This is a genomic window from Nocardia sp. NPDC004718 (assembly GCF_053601535.1).
This window is the reverse complement of sequence record NZ_JBSGCA010000085.1, coordinates 1-17,966: the sequence shown is the minus strand read 5'-3', so window position 1 is coordinate 17,966 and position 17,966 is coordinate 1. Positions and strand designations below refer to the sequence as shown.

The 17,966-nt window shown below is 67.0% G+C and carries 19 protein-coding genes; all 19 read left to right on the top strand.

Annotation, left to right across the window (positions count from 1 at the left end; genetic code table 11):
* The coding region (gene rho / locus ACWEH3_RS34085; protein ID WP_452358475.1) for a transcription termination factor Rho at window positions 1–1,481 on the top strand (1,481 nt) is incomplete at its 5' end.
* Between the two features lie 22 nt (window positions 1,482–1,503).
* Window positions 1,504–1,692, top strand: a complete 189-nt coding sequence (locus ACWEH3_RS34080) for a hypothetical protein (RefSeq protein ID WP_450016326.1) — start codon at window positions 1,504–1,506, stop codon at window positions 1,690–1,692.
* 421 nt (window positions 1,693–2,113) lie between these two features.
* Window positions 2,114–2,344, top strand: coding sequence for a 50S ribosomal protein L31 (gene rpmE, locus ACWEH3_RS34075; protein ID WP_039796334.1), 231 nt, complete (start codon window positions 2,114–2,116; stop codon window positions 2,342–2,344).
* 81 nt (window positions 2,345–2,425) lie between these two features.
* Window positions 2,426–3,496: a peptide chain release factor 1 gene (gene prfA / locus ACWEH3_RS34070; protein WP_450016324.1), complete on the top strand. Its 1,071-nt coding sequence runs from the start codon at window positions 2,426–2,428 to the stop codon at window positions 3,494–3,496.
* Window positions 3,497–3,521: 25 nt separating this feature from the next.
* A complete protein-coding gene (prmC, locus tag ACWEH3_RS34065) occupies window positions 3,522–4,400 on the top strand; it encodes a peptide chain release factor N(5)-glutamine methyltransferase (RefSeq protein ID WP_379252169.1) in 879 nt (292 codons plus the stop codon).
* Between the two features lie 544 nt (window positions 4,401–4,944).
* Window positions 4,945–5,613, top strand: coding sequence for an L-threonylcarbamoyladenylate synthase (locus ACWEH3_RS34060; RefSeq protein WP_450016493.1), 669 nt, complete (start codon window positions 4,945–4,947; stop codon window positions 5,611–5,613).
* Window positions 5,610–6,767: a glycosyltransferase family 4 protein gene (locus ACWEH3_RS34055; RefSeq protein ID WP_355073701.1), complete on the top strand. Its 1,158-nt coding sequence runs from the start codon at window positions 5,610–5,612 to the stop codon at window positions 6,765–6,767. The genes ACWEH3_RS34060 and ACWEH3_RS34055 overlap by 4 nt, the downstream gene beginning before the upstream one ends.
* Before the next feature lie 11 nt (window positions 6,768–6,778).
* The gene (locus ACWEH3_RS34050) at window positions 6,779–7,234 is read left to right on the top strand and encodes a hypothetical protein (RefSeq protein ID WP_450016322.1); all 456 of its coding nucleotides are present in this window, start codon (window positions 6,779–6,781) and stop codon (window positions 7,232–7,234) included.
* A gap of 270 nt (window positions 7,235–7,504) precedes the next feature.
* Window positions 7,505–8,353, top strand: coding sequence for a F0F1 ATP synthase subunit A (gene atpB / locus ACWEH3_RS34045; protein WP_450016320.1), 849 nt, complete (start codon window positions 7,505–7,507; stop codon window positions 8,351–8,353).
* 80 nt (window positions 8,354–8,433) lie between these two features.
* Window positions 8,434–8,682 (top strand): ATP synthase F0 subunit C, encoded by a 249-nt coding sequence (locus ACWEH3_RS34040; RefSeq protein ID WP_450016318.1) that lies wholly within the window; start codon window positions 8,434–8,436, stop codon window positions 8,680–8,682.
* A 5-nt stretch (window positions 8,683–8,687) separates the two neighbouring features.
* A complete protein-coding gene (locus ACWEH3_RS34035; protein WP_450016316.1) occupies window positions 8,688–9,248 on the top strand; it encodes a F0F1 ATP synthase subunit B in 561 nt (186 codons plus the stop codon).
* Window positions 9,249–9,267: 19 nt separating this feature from the next.
* Window positions 9,268–10,077, top strand: coding sequence for a F0F1 ATP synthase subunit delta (locus ACWEH3_RS34030; RefSeq protein ID WP_450016314.1), 810 nt, complete (start codon window positions 9,268–9,270; stop codon window positions 10,075–10,077).
* A 54-nt stretch (window positions 10,078–10,131) separates the two neighbouring features.
* Window positions 10,132–11,769 carry a F0F1 ATP synthase subunit alpha gene (gene atpA / locus ACWEH3_RS34025; protein ID WP_450016312.1) on the top strand — a complete coding sequence of 546 codons (1,638 nt, stop codon included), beginning with the start codon at window positions 10,132–10,134 and terminating at the stop codon, window positions 11,767–11,769.
* Between the two features lie 126 nt (window positions 11,770–11,895).
* Complete coding sequence (locus ACWEH3_RS34020; RefSeq protein ID WP_450016310.1) at window positions 11,896–12,867, top strand: F0F1 ATP synthase subunit gamma; 972 nt, start codon at window positions 11,896–11,898, stop codon at window positions 12,865–12,867.
* A gap of 79 nt (window positions 12,868–12,946) precedes the next feature.
* Window positions 12,947–14,395 carry a F0F1 ATP synthase subunit beta gene (atpD, locus tag ACWEH3_RS34015; protein WP_450016308.1) on the top strand — a complete coding sequence of 483 codons (1,449 nt, stop codon included), beginning with the start codon at window positions 12,947–12,949 and terminating at the stop codon, window positions 14,393–14,395.
* A gap of 6 nt (window positions 14,396–14,401) precedes the next feature.
* Window positions 14,402–14,779 carry a F0F1 ATP synthase subunit epsilon gene (locus tag ACWEH3_RS34010; protein ID WP_355073713.1) on the top strand — a complete coding sequence of 126 codons (378 nt, stop codon included), beginning with the start codon at window positions 14,402–14,404 and terminating at the stop codon, window positions 14,777–14,779.
* Window positions 14,780–15,031: 252 nt separating this feature from the next.
* Entirely contained in the window at window positions 15,032–15,454 is a 423-nt protein-coding gene (locus ACWEH3_RS34005) for a DUF2550 domain-containing protein (protein WP_039796346.1), read from the top strand.
* 58 nt (window positions 15,455–15,512) lie between these two features.
* A complete protein-coding gene (locus ACWEH3_RS34000; protein WP_450016306.1) occupies window positions 15,513–16,094 on the top strand; it encodes a cob(I)yrinic acid a,c-diamide adenosyltransferase in 582 nt (193 codons plus the stop codon).
* A 214-nt stretch (window positions 16,095–16,308) separates the two neighbouring features.
* Entirely contained in the window at window positions 16,309–17,568 is a 1,260-nt protein-coding gene (murA, locus tag ACWEH3_RS33995; RefSeq protein WP_450016304.1) for a UDP-N-acetylglucosamine 1-carboxyvinyltransferase, read from the top strand.
* Window positions 17,569–17,966: the final 398 nt, after the last annotated feature.

Below are 17,966 nucleotides of genomic sequence, written 5' to 3'. Positions count from 1 at the left end.
GCCAGGGCGACCGTGGCCAGGGCGACCGTGGCCAGGGCGACCGTGGCCAGGGCGACCGTGGCCAGGGCGACCGTGGCCAGGGCGACCGTGGCCAGAGCGACCGTGGCCAGAGCGAGCGGCAGAGCGACCGTGGCCAGGGCGAGCGGCAGAGCGACCGCGGTCAGGGCGAGCGTGGCCAGCAGAGCCAGAACGGCAGCGCGGGTGGCCGCGGCGGCGACGACGAAGAGGGCGGTCGCGGACGGCGCGGACGCCGCTTCCGGGAGCGTCGTCGTGGGCGCGACCGCGACGGCGGCAGCGGTGGCGGCGAGACCCGCGAGCTCGAGATCCGCGAGGACGACGTCCTCCAGCCGGTCGCGGGCATCCTCGACGTGCTGGACAACTACGCCTTCGTCCGCACCTCGGGTTACCTGGCCGGGCCGAACGACGTCTACGTGTCGATGAACCTGGTCCGCAAGAACGGCCTGCGCCGCGGTGACGCGATCACCGGCGCGGTGCGCGCCCCGCGCGACGGCGAGCAGTCCAACCAGCGCCAGAAGTTCGATCCGCTGGTGCGGCTGGACACGGTCAACGGCGGCGACGTCGAGGCGGCCAAGCGCCGTCCCGAATTCGGCAAGCTCACCCCGCTGTACCCGAACCAGCGCCTGCGGCTGGAGACCCAGCAGAACAAGCTGACCACCCGCGTGATCGACCTGATCATGCCGATCGGCAAGGGCCAGCGCGCCCTGATCGTGTCGCCGCCGAAGGCCGGTAAGACCACGATCCTGCAGGACATCGCGAACGCGATCGCGACCAACAACCCCGAGTGCTACCTGATGGTGGTGCTGGTCGACGAGCGTCCGGAAGAGGTCACCGACATGCAGCGCTCGGTGAAGGGCGAGGTCATCGCCTCGACCTTCGACCGTCCGCCGTCGGATCACACCTCGGTCGCCGAACTCGCCATCGAGCGCGCCAAGCGCCTGGTGGAGATGGGCAAGGACGTCGTCGTGCTGCTCGACTCGATCACCCGGCTCGGGCGGGCGTACAACAACTCCTCGCCCGCCTCGGGCCGAATCCTCTCCGGTGGTGTGGATTCCACCGCCCTGTACCCGCCCAAGCGGTTCCTCGGCGCGGCCCGCAACATCGAGAACGGCGGCTCGCTGACGATCATCGCCACCGCCATGGTGGAGACCGGTTCGACCGGTGACACGGTGATCTTCGAGGAGTTCAAGGGCACCGGCAACGCCGAGCTCAAGCTGGACCGCAAGATCGCGGAGCGGCGGGTGTTCCCGGCGGTGGACGTCAACCCGTCCGGTACCCGCAAGGACGAGCTACTGCTCAGCCCCGACGAGGCGGGGGTGCTGCACAAGCTGCGCCGCGTACTGTCCGGCCTGGACTCGCACCAGGCGATCGATCTGCTGATCGACCGTCTGAAGAAGTCCAAGAACAATCTCGAGTTCTTGATGCAGGTGAGCAAGACCGCGCCGGGCGCGCTCGACGAGTGAGTAGCGGCGCCAGGTCGGCGCCGTGACAACGGCCGAAAGGGTCCCGCTGCTGCGGGACCCTTTCGGCGTCTGGGGAGCGAAGAAGACGAAGCCGACCGTGGCCGCGCCGCCGATGAGGAGAGCGATGATCAGCGCGCAGGACCTGGCGTCGGGATCGGGGGCGGCGGATTCCGAGGTGTGGACGTACACGGCGTTCTTCGGCGCGGGATAGTTCGGGGTCGCGGCGAGCGCGGATACACCGATGGCCACCGAGAGAATCAGCAGAACGAAAATCGCGGCCGCGATCCGGACGTTCACGGGGTCTCCTTCCTGTCTCGGCACGCCGATGTGCACCAGGTCTGCAACTCTATGAACGAATTCGTTCACATTCGTGAGTAGCGGACTACCCGACTTCAGGGTCCAGGAGGTGGCGCGCATTCGCGTGCCCGGACTTCCGGGGGCGCGAACGATGGGGGAGTACCTGGGGTGGGAACAAACCACTCGCCGGGGGCGTTTTGGGAGCGTAACGGCAGTTCTGGCATACTGAACGGTCGTTGCGTCTGCTCAGGTGAGCAGAGCTCCCGCCTAGTCGGTTCCGGTTCACGCTTCGCGTTCGCGCGGGCGACCCGGCGACCACAATCGAGAGGACATCCATGAAGGCAGGAATTCACCCGACGTATGTCGACACCACGGTCGTCTGTGGTTGCGGCAACACCTTCCAGACTCGCAGCACCAAGGAGTCGGGACACATCACCGTCGAGGTCTGCTCGCAGTGCCACCCGTTCTACACCGGCAAGCAGAAGATCCTCGACACCGGTGGCCGCGTGGCCCGCTTCGAGGCTCGTTACGGCAAGCGTGCCGGCAAGAAGGCCGACGCCAAGTAGCTTCCTCGCCGACGCCCGGTCCTGCCCCGCAGGCCGGGCGTCGGTGTTTTGTATGGACAGCTACCAGGAGAAGGAAGCACTGTGACGCAACCGTCCGCCATCGACGACATTCTGGCCGAGTACGCCGGCCTGGAGACGCAGCTGGCCGATCCGTCGCTGCACAACGATGCGGGCGCCGCGCGCCGGGTCGGCAAGCGATTCGCCGAGCTGGCCCCGGTCATGGCCACCTATCGCAAGCTGGAGACGGCCCGCGGCGACTTGTCCGCCGCGCGGGAGCTCGCCGCCGACGACTCGGCGTTCGCCGCGGAGGTCCCGGAGCTGGAACGACAGGTCGAGGAACTGGAACAGGCCCTCGCCGACCTGCTGGCCCCGCGCGACCCGCACGACGGCGACGACGTCGTGCTCGAGGTGAAGTCCGGCGAAGGCGGCGAGGAGTCCGCGCTGTTCGCCGCCGACCTGGCTCGCATGTACGTGCGGTATGCCGAGCGCCACGGCTGGAAGGTCGAGATCCTCGACGCCGCCCTGTCCGACCTGGGCGGATACAAAGAGGCGACGCTGTCGATCAAGAGCCGCGACGCGGCGCGCGACGGTGTCTGGTCGCGATTCAAGTTCGAGGGCGGTGTGCACCGGGTGCAGCGCGTCCCGGTGACCGAATCGCAGGGCCGCATCCACACCTCGGCGGCGGGCGTGCTGATCTACCCGGAACCCGACGAGATCGAAGAAGTGCAGATCGACGAGTCCGATCTGCGCATCGACGTGTACCGCTCCTCCGGCAAGGGCGGTCAGGGCGTCAACACCACCGATTCCGCGGTGCGCATCACCCACCTGCCCTCCGGCATCGTGGTCACCTGCCAGAACGAGCGTTCCCAGCTGCAGAACAAGGCGCGCGCCATGCAGGTCCTCGCGGCGCGTTTGCAGGCACTGGCGGAAGAACAGGCCGATCAGGAGGCCGCGGCGGGCCGCGCCAACCAGATCCGCACGGTGGACCGCTCCGAGCGCATCCGCACCTACAACTTCCCGGAGAACCGGATCACCGACCATCGGATCGGCTTCAAGGCGCACAACCTCGACGCCGTGCTGGACGGGGAACTCGACGCGCTGCTCGACGCTCTGGGGAAGGCGGATCGCGAAGCGCGTATGGCCGCGGAATGATCGTCGTTCGGGCAGAGTCGGTGTCATGTCCACGAGCCGAGTAGCGCTGCGCCCCGTCATCAACGACGCCATCGAGACGTTGCGGACCGCCGGGGTGCACAGCCCGCGGGCCGACGCCGAACATCTCGCCGCGCACGTCCTCGGTGTGGAGCGGACCAGGCTGGTGCTGACGCCGCTCGTCCCGCCAGGCAAGTTGGACGAGTACCGCGAGTTGGTCGCCCGCCGGGCGCGGCGAATCCCGTTGCAGCACTTGACCGGAACGGCCGTGATGGGTGCGCTCGATCTCGCGGTCGGCCCCGGCGTCTTCGTGCCGCGCCCGGAGACCGAGTTGCTGTACGCCTGGGCGCTGGCGCAGCTGGAGGCGCTGCCGCACGATCACACGCCGATCGTCGTCGACCTGTGCACCGGATCGGGCGCGCTCGCACTGGCCCTCGCGCACGCCCGCCCCGACGCCGAAGTGCACGCCGTGGAACTCGATCCCGCCGCGCAGGTCTGGGCTCGGCGCAACGCCGACGACCGGATCGCCGCGGGCGATACCCCGATCACCCTCTACGCCGACGATGCCACCGATCCGGGCCTGCTCACCGACCTGAACGGCCGGGTGGACATCGTCGTGTCCAACCCGCCCTACATCCCGGAGGGCGCAGGTCTCGACCCCGAAGTGGCCGAGCACGATCCGTCCGTCGCCTTGTTCGGCGGCCCGGACGGATTGTCGGTGATACGCGGCATGATCCCGAACATCACCCGGCTGCTGCGCCCAGGCGGCGCCACCGCCATCGAGCACGACGACACCAACGGCTCCGGCGTAGCCGCCCTCCTCACCGCCACCGGCGCCTTCACCGACGTCGTCGAACACCCCGACCTGGCAGGCAAACCCCGCTTCGTCGCCGCAACGCATACATGAGCAGGTCCTCTGCACGATCTGCCGCGCCGTTGCGCACCGAATCCGTGTGGTCTCCCGGCGTCTGTGCTGCCGACCAAGCCCATTCCGCTGATGGTCGCGTCCTCCGACGACCGCACCGCCGGATGAGGCAACACGACGACGCATGCACGACTGTGGGGCGGCATCGCACGAACAGGTTGCGCGGGGCGTCTCGCGACCGGTCGCTGGGCCGAGGAACAGACGCGACACACCGGCGCGGCCTCCGCGCAGCACTGCGCAACCGAACAACGGCGGGGGATGCTCGAGACGATGGCGTGCGGTGCGGCGGAGTACGGATCCAGGCATGGTTCCGAGCCGCAAAGGTCGCATCGAGGACGCTCCCGATGCGCGGTGACAGCCGCCGCAGCCCACGTGACGACTGATTTCGTAAGCACATGGGTAACTCGCCGGGCACGCCCAGAACTCGCTCGGCACCCGACGCAAGACCTGAACGCAGCTCTCGTTTCACCCAACTAGTACGGCCTGAGTTCTCGGAGAGGCGGCCCAGCATGCCAGGATGGTTGCCGTGAGTACCGTCTACGACTGCGCGGATCCCGACTCGCGCGCCGCGGGACTGTCCGCAGCCACGAGCGCCCTGAAATCCGGACGTCTGGTCGTGCTGCCCACCGACACCCTGTACGGGCTGGGCGCCGACGCGTTCGATTCGACCGCGGTGAACTCGTTGCTCGCGGCCAAGCGCCGCGGCAGGGACATGCCGGTGCCGGTGCTCGTCGGTTCCTGGCACACCATCGACGGCCTGGTGTTCTCGGTGCGCCCGCAGGCGCGCGAGCTGATCCGGGCGTTCTGGCCCGGCGGTCTGAGTCTGGTTGTGCAGCAAGCGCCTTCGCTCGCGTGGGATCTCGGCGACACCCGTGGGACGGTGATGTTGCGGATGCCGCTGCACCCGGTCGCGCTCGAACTGTTGCGTGAGGTCGGCCCGCTGGCGGTGTCCAGCGCCAACGTGTCCGGGCAGCCGCCGGCGAAGACCGCCGCCGAGGCACGCGATCAACTCGGCGATCTGGTCGGCGTCTATCTCGACGGCGGCCCGGCCGAACACGCGGTCGCGTCCACCATCGTCGACCTGACCGCCGATCAGCCGCGGATCCTGCGCGTGGGCGCGGTGCCCGTCGCCGACATCGCCGAGGTGCTCGGCATGTCGCCGGAAGCGCTCAGCGGCGCCGCGCAGCTCGGATGATGGGTTCGAGCGCCGTCGTCCCGCTCCGGGAGCTGCTCGTCGTGCTGCTCATCTCCGCGGTGGTGACGTTCCTGGCCACCGGTGGGGTGCGGGTGCTGGCGATCGGCTTCGGCGCGGTGGCCGTGCCGCGTGACCGGGACGTGCACGTCAAGCCGATTCCGCGGATGGGCGGCGTCGGCATGTACATCGGTGTGGTCGCCGCGGTGCTGTTCGCCCACCAGCTGCCCGCGCTGCGCAGCGGCTTCGACTACAAACCCAACATCCCGATCGCCGTGCTGGTGGCTGCCACGATCATCGTGCTGGTCGGCATCGTCGACGACCGCTGGGGACTCGACGCGCTGACGAAGTTCGCGGGCCAGGTGACGGCGGCGGGCGTGATGGCCGTCATGGGATTGGGCTGGTATGTGATCTACAACCCGTTCAGCAACACCACGGTGGTGCTGGACGGATTGCAGGGCGGGCTCGTTACCGTCGCGGTCACCGTCACCCTGGTCAACGCCATGAACTTCGTCGACGGCCTGGACGGCCTCGCGGCGGGCTTGGGGCTGATCGCCGCGCTCGCGGTTTTCGTGTTCTGCCTCGGTCTGATGAACGAGCAGGGCGGCTCGGTCGACACCTACCCGCCCGCGTTGCTGGCCGCCGCGCTCGCGGGTGGCTGCCTCGGATTCCTGCCGCACAATTTCCAGCCCGCGCGCATATTCATGGGCGACTCCGGTTCGATGTTGATCGGATTGATGCTGGCCGCGGTCTCGACCGGCGCCTCGGGGCGAATCCCGCTGCAGGGATACGGTCCGCGCGACATCGTCGGTCTGCTTTCTCCGCTGTTGCTGGTCGGCGCGGTGATGTTCATTCCGGTGCTGGACCTGTTGCTCGCCATTGTGCGACGGGTTCGCGCGGGCGTGAGTTTCTCGACGCCGGACAAAATGCACTTGCATCATCGCTTGCTGCAGATCGGCCATTCCCATCGCCGCGTGGTGTTGTTGATCTATTTGTGGGTCGGTGTGCTCGCGTTCGGCGCGGTCGGCACCTCGCTGATGGATCGCAGGCTGGTCGTGTTGCTGATGGCGGGCGGGCTGGTTTTCGCTTTGGTGATCACCGCTATTCCGGGGCTGCGGCGTGGGGACCCGGCGGGCGACGGATCGGCGTCCGGGTAAAGTCGGCGACTGTGAGCTTCACACCCGAACCCGTCCCCGGCCCCGACGCGCCGCTGCGGTCCGCGCTGCGCTACGGACTGATCGGCTTGGGCGTGCTGGTGGTCCTGTCGGTCGCGCTGGGCGCGGCCGTCTCGGGTATCGCCGGCGTGTGGGGCGCGGTGTTAGGCGCCGCGATCGGCGGCGGCTTCATCCTCACCACCGCGGCCGTGGTGCTGTTCGGCGCGAAACTGCCACCGAGCACCGCGGGCCTGGTCATGCTGGTCAGCTGGGTGGGGAAGGTCCTGGTGGCGCTGATCGTCGTCGGGATCCTGCACCGATTCGACTTCTACGACCGGGTCGTGTTGTTCCTCACCGTGGTCGGGGCCCTGGTCATCGTGCTCGGCGCGGAGACGTACGGCGTTGTCCGGCAGAAGGTTCCGTACGTGACGACGACCGACTCGGAACCCACGTCCGATACCCGCCAGTAACGAAAACCCCCCACCCCCTACACGCTGTCGTAGATGACTTGGTAAAGTGTTGGTAAGCAAGCGACCAAGTCGGGGATCAGTGAGGGGTCACCGCCGAGATCCCCTGCATGGGCCGCTATGCTTACTGCCGTGCCGGGCTCCGAGGTGTGTTCCGGTTCTGCATGTCGACGAATGTCGCCGACACACGTACAGACGCCTGGTGGATTTCGAACCACCGCACAGCTGCTGACGAACTTCGAGCCGACCTGAGTCGACCCAAATTGATCGTCAATGTCCGATCGAACCGCGGGAATGACCGTACCCGCGGCCCGAACACGGGAGAGAACGCTGAGCGTCACCACTCTGGCGGCCGAGTTCCACGCGCCGTCGCTTACCGACTTCTTCCCTCCAGCTGTGCTGTTCGAGGGAACGCCGTTCGAACTCGATCGATTGATGCTGATCCGTATTCTGATGACGGCTGTTCTGGTGGTTGTGATGGTGCTGGCATTCCGCTCGCCCCGGATCGTTCCGCGCGGCCTGCAGAATGTCGCCGAAATCGGCCTGGTCTTCGTCAAAGAGCAGATCTGTGAGGAGGTCCTCGGCAAGGAAACGGGACGGAAGTTCTTCCCGCTGATCGCGACGATCTTCTTCACGGTCCTCTTTCTGAACTTCTCGGGTGTCGTTCCGGGGTTGAACATCTCGTCGAACGCCCGAATCGGCATGCCGCTGGTGCTGGCCGTCATCGCGTACCTGGCGTTCAACTACGTCGGTATCAGGAAGTACGGCTTCTTCAACTACATGCGCAGCAGCATCGTCGTTCCGAACGTTCCCCCAGCACTGCACGTGCTGCTGATTCCGATCGAGTTCGTCTCGACCTTCATCCTGCGTCCGTTCACGCTGACCGTCCGACTCATGGCGAACATGCTCGCCGGCCACATCATGCTGGTGCTGTTCTTCAGCGCGACCTGGTTCTTCCTGTTCGACGCCGCCGCGTGGATGAAGGTGTTCTCGCCGTTCTCGCTGCTCGCGGGACTCGGATTCACGCTCTTCGAGCTGTTGGTCATCTTCCTGCAGGCCTATGTGTTTGCGCTGCTGACCGCCGTATACATCGGACTCGCACAGCACGCGGCCGATCACTGACCTGACACCGACACAACTACCGGAAACCTGCTACACCACGCCGACCGGCGGGTGAGCAACAGAAAGGGAATGGAAGACTCATGAGCCTCGCTTACCTGGCCCAGCAAGCCGCCACGAACGAGAGCACCTTCAAGGGCCTGGGCGCCGTCGGCTACGGTCTCGCCGCGATCGGCCCCGGCATCGGCGTCGGCATCGTCGTCGGTAAGGCCATCGAGGGCATCGCGCGTCAGCCTGAGCTGCAGGGCACCATCCGCACCAACATGTTCCTCGGTATCGCGTTCACCGAGGCCCTCGCCCTCATCGGTCTCGTCGCCGGCTTCATTTTCTGATTCCGATGTACGAGTCAGTTTTGCTCGCGGCGGCGGAGGGAGAGGATGTGAATCCTCTCATCCCCGAAACGTACGACATCGTCTGGTCGATCGTCTGCGTCGTCATCATCGCGGCCCTGTTCTACAAGTACGTGGTCCCGCGCCTGATGAAGACGCTCGATGAGCGCTCGGACAAGATCGAAGGCGGCATCGCTCGCGCGGAAGCCGCGCAGGAAGAAGCTCAGCTCACCCTGCAGCAGTACCAGCAGCAGCTGGCCGACGCCCGGCTCGAGGCCGCGCGCATCCGGGAGGACGCGCGCACCCAGGGCCAGGAGATCCTCGCGCAGATGCGCTCGGAGGCCCAGGCCGAAGCCGATCGCATCATCGCGGCAGGCCACACCCAGCTGGAAGCACAGCGCCAGCAGATCCTGACGGAGCTGCGCCACGAGGTCGGCCGCACGGCCGTCGACCTGGCCGAGAAGATCATCGGGCAGTCGGTTTCGGACGAGGCCAAGCAGGCGGCCTCGATCGACCGGTTCCTCGACGAGCTCGACCAGACCGACGCAGGCATCGGGGTCGGAAGGTAACGACGCGAAAGTGAGAAGCATGTACGCAGCGAGCCGCGAGGCCAGTGCCCGGTCTCGGGAGGCGCTTCGGGCCGCTCTGACCGGAAGCGACAGTGCTGCGGCCACGACGGGCTCGGAACTGTTCGCCGTTGTCGCCGTGCTGGACGACCAGCGTTCGCTGCGTGTGGCGCTCGCGGACGTGTCGGTGCCGGGTTCCGTGCGCGCGGAACTGTGCGAGCGGGTCTTCGGCGGCAAGGTCAGCGCTGCCACGCTGGCAGTGCTGACCACCGCGGTGGCCCAGGACTGGTCGCGCACCTCCGACCTGGTGGACACCCTGGTGCTGCTCGGCCAGGAGGCGTTGCTGGAGTCGGCGGCCCAGCGTGGCCGGCTCGAAGCGGTGGAGGACGAGCTGTTCCGGCTCGGCCGGATCGTCAGCGACAACCCCGAGTTGGAGCAGGCACTGTCGGATCGGTCGCAGCAGGCCTCGGCCAAGCGCGAGCTGGTCAACCGGCTGCTCGCCGGTAAGACGGAGCCCATCACCCTGACCCTGGCGGAGCAGGTGGTGACCAGGCAGCGGTCGGGCATCAGCGCCGCCTTCGACGAGCTGGCCGACCTCGCGGCGGCGCGTCGCGATCAGATCGTCGCGCACGTGCGCGCCGCGATCGGGCTCAGCGAGCAGCAGCGCGGCCGGCTGGCCGCCTCGCTGCAGCGCATCTACGGCAAGGCGACCACGGTGCACATCCAGGTCGACCCGAGTCTGCTGAGCGGAGTCGTGGTGCACGTCGGTGACGACGTGATCGACGGCAGCGCACTCGGCCGACTGGAGAAGCTGCGCCGGGCCCTGACCTAGCGCGCTTCCACCACCCCCGACATTCCAGACCCAGACAGCGAGAGCAGGAAGAACATGGCGGAGCTGACGATCTCCTCCGACGAGATCCGTAGCGCGATCGAGAGCTACACCCAGAGCTACACCCCCGAGACCTCCATCGAAGAAGTCGGTGTGGTCACCGACACCAGTGACGGCATCGCGCACGTCAGCGGCCTGCCTTCGGCGATGGCCAACGAGCTGCTCGAGTTCCCGGGCGGCGTGCTCGGCGTCGCGCTGAACCTCGAGGACCGTGAGATCGGTGCGGTCATCCTCGGCGAGTTCGCCGAGATCGAGGAGGGCCAGGAGGTCCGCAGGACCGGTGACGTGCTCTCGGTTCCGGTCGGCGACAAGTTCCTCGGCCGCGTGGTGAACCCGCTGGGCCAGCCGATCGACGGCCTCGGCGAGATCGAGTCCGAGGAACAGCGCGTGCTCGAGCTGCAGGCCGCCACCGTGCTGGAGCGCCAGCCGGTCGAGGAGCCGCTGGCCACCGGCATCACCGCGATCGACGCGCTGACCGCCATCGGCCGTGGTCAGCGTCAGCTGATCATCGGCGACCGCAAGACCGGCAAGACCGCGGTCTGCATCGACGCGATCCTGAACCAGAAGGCCAACTGGGAGACCGGCGACCCGACCAAGCAGGTGCGCTGCATCTACGTCGCCATCGGCCAGAAGGGCTCCACCATCGCGGGCGTGAAGGCCGCGCTGGAGCAGCACGGCGCGCTGGAGTACACCACCATCGTCGCCGCCCCGGCCTCCGACTCCGCCGGCTTCAAGTGGCTGGCCCCCTACACCGGTTCGGCCATCGGCCAGCACTGGATGTACCAGGGCAAGCACGTGCTCATCGTGTTCGACGACTTGACCAAGCAGGCCGAGGCGTACCGCGCCATCTCGCTGCTGCTGCGTCGCCCGCCGGGCCGCGAGGCCTACCCGGGTGACGTCTTCTACCTGCACTCCCGGCTGCTGGAGCGTTGCGCGAAGCTGTCCGACGAGCTGGGCGCAGGCTCGATGACCGGTCTGCCGATCATCGAGACCAAGGCCAACGACATCTCGGCGTTCATCCCCACCAACGTCATCTCCATCACCGACGGCCAGGTGTTCCTCGAGTCCGACCTGTTCAACAAGGGTGTCCGCCCGGCGATCAACGTCGGTACCTCGGTCTCCCGCGTCGGTGGCGCCGCCCAGACCAAGGGCATGAAGAAGGTGGCCGGTTCGCTGCGCCTCGAGCTTGCGCAGTACCGCGAGCTGGAGGCGTTCTCCGCCTTCGCCTCCGACCTGGACGCGGCCTCGCTGGCTCAGCTCGAGCGCGGCGCCCGCTGGGTCGAGCTGCTCAAGCAGGACCAGTACTCGCCGGTGCCGGTCGAGGACCAGATCATCTCGATCTACCTGGTCGACCGTGGCTACTTCGATTCGATCCCGGTCGCGGACATCCGCCGCTTCAACGCCGAACTGCTCGAGGAGCTGCACCGCAGTGCCCCCGAGGTGTTCAAGGCGATCGAGGGCGGCAAGGTGCTCGCCGGTGAGGCGGCCGAGCAGGTCGAGGCGGCGACCAAGAAGTTCTTGGGAACCTTCCTCACCTCCGACGGCAACCCCGTGGTGAACGAGGCCGAAACCGGCCAGCTCGACCACGAAGAGGTCGAGTCGCTGTCGGTGACCCGCAAGCACGTCGAGAAGTAACGCGGGTCGGCAAATGCGCTATTCGATCCGCGGCATGCGCGACGGGCACGAGGGTGGCAGCGACCACCTCGTGCCCGGCGGATGCCGCCAATCCCACGCAGCGAATGAAGGGAGTGTGAACCGCTGATGGCAAGCTTGCGTGAATTGCGCTCCCGCATTCGTGGTGTGAATTCGATCAAGAAGATCACCAAGGCCCAAGAGCTGATCGCGACCTCGCGCATCTCCAAGGCCCAGGCCAGGGTCGCGGCCGCGAAGCCGTACGCGGAGGAGATCACCAAGGTCCTCAGCGAGCTGGCGAGCGCGTCGAAGAACCTTTCGCATCCGCTGCTGACCGAGCGCGCCAACCCGCGCCGGGCGGCCGTGCTGGTGATCACCAGCGACAGCGGCATGTGCGGTGGCTACAACTCGAACGTGCTCAAGCGCGCGGAAGAGTTGATGACCACCTTGCGTGACGAAGGCAAAGAGCCGGTGCTCTACGTCATGGGCAACAAGGGCCTGACGTACTACGCCTTCCGCAATCGCTCGTACGTGTCGGCGTGGACCGGGTTCTCGCAGCAGCCGAAGTACTCCGATGCTTCGTCCGCGTGCCACCACCTGGTCGACGCCTTCATGGCCGGCTCCGACGGGGCGGTGCCCGCTCCGAACGGGACGGGTGACATCGCCGGTGTCGACGAGCTGCACGTCGTGTACACCCGCTTCGTCTCGATGCTGACGCAGACCCCGGAGGTGCGCCGGTTGGCGCCGATCCAGGTGAGCTACGTCGACGAGAAATTCGACCTGGGTGAGGACATCGTGTCGGATTCACCGACCGCGGAGGTCCACGCGCAGTACGAGTTCGAGCCCGACGCCGATGTGCTGCTGGCGGCGCTGCTGCCGAAGTACGTCAACACGCGCATCTACGCGTCGTTGCTCGAGGCAGCGGCATCCGAGTCAGCGGCTCGGCGCACCGCAATGAAGGCCGCCACCGACAACGCCAACGAACTCGCGAGCGTGCTCCAGCGCGAGGCGAACTCGGTGCGCCAAGCCCAGATCACGCAGGAAATCAGCGAAATCGTCGGCGGCGTGAACGCGCTGGCGTCGAGCTCGGACCGCGACTGAGCGCCACCCGCGGCCTGAGCGACGGGCACATAGAAGGCCCCTCGAAGGCCGCACATCGACACGGAGAGAACCAACACCAATGACCGCAGCTGTCACTCAAGACAACACGAGCCGGACCGGCGGCGCCGCAGGCCGCGTCGTCCGGGTCATCGGCCCCGTCGTGGACGTCGAGTTCCCGCGCGGAGCCATTCCCGAGCTGTTCAACGCTCTGCACGCCGAGATCACCCTGACCTCGGTGGCCAAGACCCTGACCCTCGAGGTCGCCCAGCACCTCGGCGACAACATCGTGCGCACCATCTCGATGCAGCCGACCGACGGCCTGGTCCGCGGTGCCACCGTCACCGACACCGGCAAGCCGATCTCGGTGCCGGTCGGTGACGTGGTCAAGGGCCACGTCTTCAACGCACTCGGCGACTGCCTGGACACCCCCGGCCTCGGCCGCGAGGGCGAGCAGTGGGGCATCCACCGCAAGCCGCCGTCGTTCGACCAGCTCGAGGGCAAGACCGAGATCCTCGAGACGGGCATCAAGGTCATCGACCTGCTCACCCCGTACGTGAAGGGTGGCAAGATCGGTCTGTTCGGTGGCGCCGGCGTCGGCAAGACCGTTCTGATCCAGGAGATGATCACCCGAATCGCGCGGGAATTCTCCGGCACCTCCGTGTTCGCCGGCGTCGGCGAGCGCACCCGTGAGGGCACCGACCTGCGCCTGGAGATGGAGGAGATGGGCGTCCTCCAGGACACCGCTCTCGTCTTCGGCCAGATGGACGAGCCGCCGGGCACCCGTATGCGGGTCGCGCTCTCGGCCCTGACCATGGCCGAGTACTTCCGCGACGTGCAGCACCAGGACGTGCTGCTGTTCATCGACAACATCTTCCGGTTCACCCAGGCCGGTTCCGAGGTGTCGACCCTGCTCGGCCGCATGCCCTCCGCCGTCGGTTACCAGCCCACGCTGGCCGACGAGATGGGTGAGCTGCAGGAGCGCATCACCTCGACCCGTGGTCGGTCGATCACCTCGCTGCAGGCCATCTACGTGCCCGCCGACGACTACACCGACCCGGCTCCGGCGACCACCTTCGCCCACCTCGACGCGACGACCGAGCTCTCCCGCCCGATCTCGCAGAAGGGCATCTACCCGGCCGTCGACCCGCTGACCTCGACCTCCCGCATCCTGGAGGCCTCGATCGTCGGCGAACGGCACTTCCGGGTGGCCAACGAGGTGAAGCGGATCCTGCAGAAGTACAAGGAACTGCAGGACATCATCGCCATCCTCGGTATGGACGAGCTGTCCGAAGAGGACAAGGTGCTCGTCGGCCGCGCCCGTCGTCTGGAGAAGTTCCTCGGCCAGAACTTCATCGTGGCCGAGAAGTTCACCGGTCAGCCGGGTTCGGTCGTGCCGCTGGAGCAGACCATCGACGACTTCGACCGCGTCTGCAAGGGTGAGTTCGACAACTACCCGGAGCAGGCCTTCAACAGCTGCGGTGGTCTCGACGATGTCGAGGCGGCCGCGAAGAAGATCCTCGGAAAGTAGTCACCGATGGCGGAAATGTCAGTCGATCTCGTCGCGGTCGAACGATTGCTCTGGTCCGGCCAGGCGACGTTCGTCAGCGCGCAGACCACCGAGGGCCAGATCGGCATCATGGCCGGGCACGAGCCGTTGCTCGGCCAGCTGGTCGAGGGCGGCACCGTGGCGATCGTGGACACCGATGGTCAGCGGGTCGTCGCCGCGGTGCACGGCGGCTTCTTCTCGGTGACCGCGAACTCGGTTCGGGTGCTCGCCGAGTCGGCGGAATTCGCCGACGAGGTGGACGTCGAGGAGGCCCGCCGGGTGCTGGCCGACTCCGACGCCAGCGAGGAGCAGCAGCGAGCCGCTCAGGCTCGGGTGCGCGCGGTCGAGCAGAACGCGAACGCCTAGCAACAACCTGTCATCGAGAACGATCGCTGTCGGCGGTGAAGCTTCCTTCACCGCCGACAGCGTCTTTCAGGCGAGTCGGACACGGCCGGGGCATTTGGGAACTCGGGGCCGTGATTGAATGACCGCACGCGGTGTCAGCATCGGGCTCGGAGGCGAAAGCCCGCGAAACCACGAAAAGCTGGTACACCGCCAATCGAATGCCGTGGACGACACGGCGGCGGAGCGAAGGGACGTACGGCATTGCAAACCGGGATGGTTCTCCTGATCATTCTGGTGCTAACGCTCGTGTTCCTCGCCCTGGCCTCGACTTACCGCCTGATCATGTTGCGGCGCGGCGGAACTGCCGCGATCCTGCGCGTACTGCCCGCCCGCGGCGGTCAAGGGTGGCGGCACGGCCTGATCCGCTATGACGAGGATCGTCTCGTCTTCTTCAAACTCACCAGCCTGAAACTCGGCCCGGATTCCACCATCCGGCGTCAGGGCATCGAGATCGGCGATCGCCGCGGGCCCCGTGGCGACGAATACGACATCATGACCGACGACATCGCAGTGATCGCGGTGTCCGACCGCGCGGGCGACTTCGAGTTGGCCCTGGATCGCGACTCTTTGACCGCCTTCCTCTCCTGGGTGGAGTCCCGCCCCTCCGATCGCACCCGGCGGATGCCGGGGCTGTAGTTCCCGGTCCGACGGCTATTGGCGGGCCCGCGCAGGCCGCGCCCGTTAGGGTTGTGCTGTGAGCGTGCATTTGACCCGGATCTACACGCGGACCGGCGATGACGGGACCACGGGATTGAGCGACTTCTCCCGGGTCGCGAAGACCGACCAACGCTTGGTCGCCTACGCCGATTGCGATGAGACGAACGCCGCCATCGGCGTCGCGATCGCCCTCGGCGGCCCGGACGAAATGATGCTCGCGGTGCTGCGGCAGATACAGAACGATCTGTTCGACGCCGGGGCCGACCTCTCCACCCCGGTGGTCGCGGAGCCGAAGTATCCGCCGCTGCGGGTCACCCAGCCCTACATCGATCGGCTCGAAGCGTGGTGCGACGAGTTCAACGCGGGGCTGCCCGCGCTCGATTCGTTCATCCTGCCCGGCGGTACTGCGCTGGCGGCGCTGCTGCACACCGCGCGTACGGTCGCCCGCCGTGCGGAGCGCTCGGCCTGGGCGGCGCTCGAGTCCCATCCGGAGGACACCAACGCGCTGCCGGCCAAGTACCTCAATCGCCTCTCGGATCTGCTGTTCATCCTGAGCCGGGTCGCCAATCCCGGCGGCGATATCCTGTGGAAGCCCGGCGGGAAACGGCCGGGCGTCTGATCGCGTAGCACCCGAGGCGAGTACCCGAGCGATCACTGGGTATCGCTGGCAAGGTGACGAGACCACCTCGTCGATCGCAGTACGCCCATCCCGCGGCACTCGCACGAACGGCGAAAACGTCCGGAGGCGAGGGGAGTCGTGGAGAGGCGGCACCGTGGTGCGCCGCCCCAACTATCCTTGCACCAACAGTGCGCCGAATACGCGGAGAGGCGGCATGGAACGGTTTTTGGTTACCGGCGGAAATCGACTCGTCGGTGAGGTCACGGTGGGGGGCGCCAAGAACAGCGTCCTCAAACTGATGGCCGCTGCGCTGCTGGCGGAGGGCACCACCACGATCACGAACTGCCCGGACATCCTCGACGTGCCGCTGATGGGTGATGTCCTACGCGGTCTCGGCTGCGACGTGACCATCGACGGCGGAGTGGTCGCCATCACCACGCCCGCCGAACCGAAGTATCACGCGGACTTCCCCGCGGTGACCCAGTTCCGCGCGTCGGTGTGCGTACTCGGTCCGCTGATGGCGCGGTGCAAGCGCGCCGTCGTGGCGCTGCCCGGCGGTGACGCCATCGGCTCCCGCCCCCTGGACATGCACCAGGCCGGTCTGCGCCTTCTCGGCGCGACCAGCGAGATCGAGCACGGTTGTGTGGTCGCCAAGGCCGACGAATTGCAGGGTGCGCGCATCCGCCTGGATTTCCCCTCGGTCGGCGCGACCGAGAACATCCTCATGGCGGCGGTGCTCGCCGAGGGCGAGACGGTGATCGACAACGCCGCGCGCGAGCCCGACATCGTCGACCTGTGCAACATGCTCGTCCGGATGGGCGCGCGGATCAGTGGCGCGGGCACGTCGGTGCTCACCATCCAGGGGGTCGAACGTCTCGAGCCCACCACGCACCGCGTCATCGGGGACCGCATCGTCGCCGCGACTTGGGGCATCGCCGCGGCGATGACCCTCGGCGACATCCGCGTCACCGGCGTGAATCCCAAGCACCTGTCGCTGGTGCTGGACAAGCTGCGGTCCGCGGGTGCGCGCATTTCGTTCGAGCAGGACGGCTTCCGGGTGGTCCAGGCGGAGCGTCCGCGCGCCGTGAATTTCTCGACCCTGCCGTTCCCCGGTTTCCCGACCGACTTGCAGCCGATGGCCATCGGGCTCGCGTCGATCGCGGACGGGACCTCGATGATCACCGAGAACATCTTCGAGGCGCGCTTCCGGTTCGTGGAGGAGATGATCCGGCTCGGCGCCGACGCGCGCACCGATGGGCACCACGCGGTGGTCCGTGGGATCCCGCGGTTGTCGAGCGCTCCGGTGTGGTCGTCGGATATTCGAGCCGGCGCGGGTCTGGTGCTCGCGGGTTTGGTCGCCGACGGGACCACCGAAGTGCACGACGTCTTCCACATTGATCGCGGATATCCGAATTTCGTCGAGCAGCTGCAGGCACTCGGTGGCGATGTAAGGCGCGTCGGGGTCGCGGATTGAGGGCCCCGGCGTCCGGGTCGGTGGCGAGTTACCAAAAGCGTTCCGAAAAATGCGTGCTGACCAGGCGATTTGACATGGCGCACGCAGACACGTAACTTATTCCAAGTCAGAGCGACACGGACACCGACCCGGAGCCGAGAAGCTGAGCGGAAACGCTGAGCGGGAGGCTAGGGAAACGAGGTAGGACGAGGAGCGCCTGACGGTCACACTAGCTCGAACGAGACCTCAGTTTGCAACTGGGTTCACGGCTGAGCTAAGCTGGAAAAGTTGCTTCACCGATCAATCGGCTCAAACCGGGCGATGGTGTGTGCGTGTGTTCTTTGAGAACTCAATAGTGTGTCGATGAATGTCAGTGCCAATTATTTTGGTTTCGGCTCTTCATACCCCCGTGTGGAGGG

Bases quoted from the DNA above. Each gene is read 5' to 3' on its own strand.
- murA (WP_450016304.1), top strand. From the start codon at position 16,309: ATGGAACGGTTTTTGGTTACCGGCGGAAATCGACTCGTCGGTGAGGTC.
- rpmE (WP_039796334.1), top strand. From the start codon at position 2,114: ATGAAGGCAGGAATTCACCCGACGTATGTCGACACCACGGTCGTCTGT.
- ACWEH3_RS34005 (WP_039796346.1), top strand. From the start codon at position 15,032: ATGGTTCTCCTGATCATTCTGGTGCTAACGCTCGTGTTCCTCGCCCTG.
- atpD (WP_450016308.1), top strand. From the start codon at position 12,947: ATGACCGCAGCTGTCACTCAAGACAACACGAGCCGGACCGGCGGCGCC.
- ACWEH3_RS34055 (WP_355073701.1), top strand. From the start codon at position 5,610: ATGATGGGTTCGAGCGCCGTCGTCCCGCTCCGGGAGCTGCTCGTCGTG.
- atpB (WP_450016320.1), top strand. From the start codon at position 7,505: ATGTCCGATCGAACCGCGGGAATGACCGTACCCGCGGCCCGAACACGG.
- ACWEH3_RS34020 (WP_450016310.1), top strand. From the start codon at position 11,896: ATGGCAAGCTTGCGTGAATTGCGCTCCCGCATTCGTGGTGTGAATTCG.
- ACWEH3_RS34030 (WP_450016314.1), top strand. From the start codon at position 9,268: ATGTACGCAGCGAGCCGCGAGGCCAGTGCCCGGTCTCGGGAGGCGCTT.
- atpA (WP_450016312.1), top strand. From the start codon at position 10,132: ATGGCGGAGCTGACGATCTCCTCCGACGAGATCCGTAGCGCGATCGAG.
- prmC (WP_379252169.1), top strand. From the start codon at position 3,522: ATGTCCACGAGCCGAGTAGCGCTGCGCCCCGTCATCAACGACGCCATC.
- ACWEH3_RS34040 (WP_450016318.1), top strand. From the start codon at position 8,434: ATGAGCCTCGCTTACCTGGCCCAGCAAGCCGCCACGAACGAGAGCACC.
- ACWEH3_RS34010 (WP_355073713.1), top strand. From the start codon at position 14,402: ATGGCGGAAATGTCAGTCGATCTCGTCGCGGTCGAACGATTGCTCTGG.
- ACWEH3_RS34035 (WP_450016316.1), top strand. From the start codon at position 8,688: ATGTACGAGTCAGTTTTGCTCGCGGCGGCGGAGGGAGAGGATGTGAAT.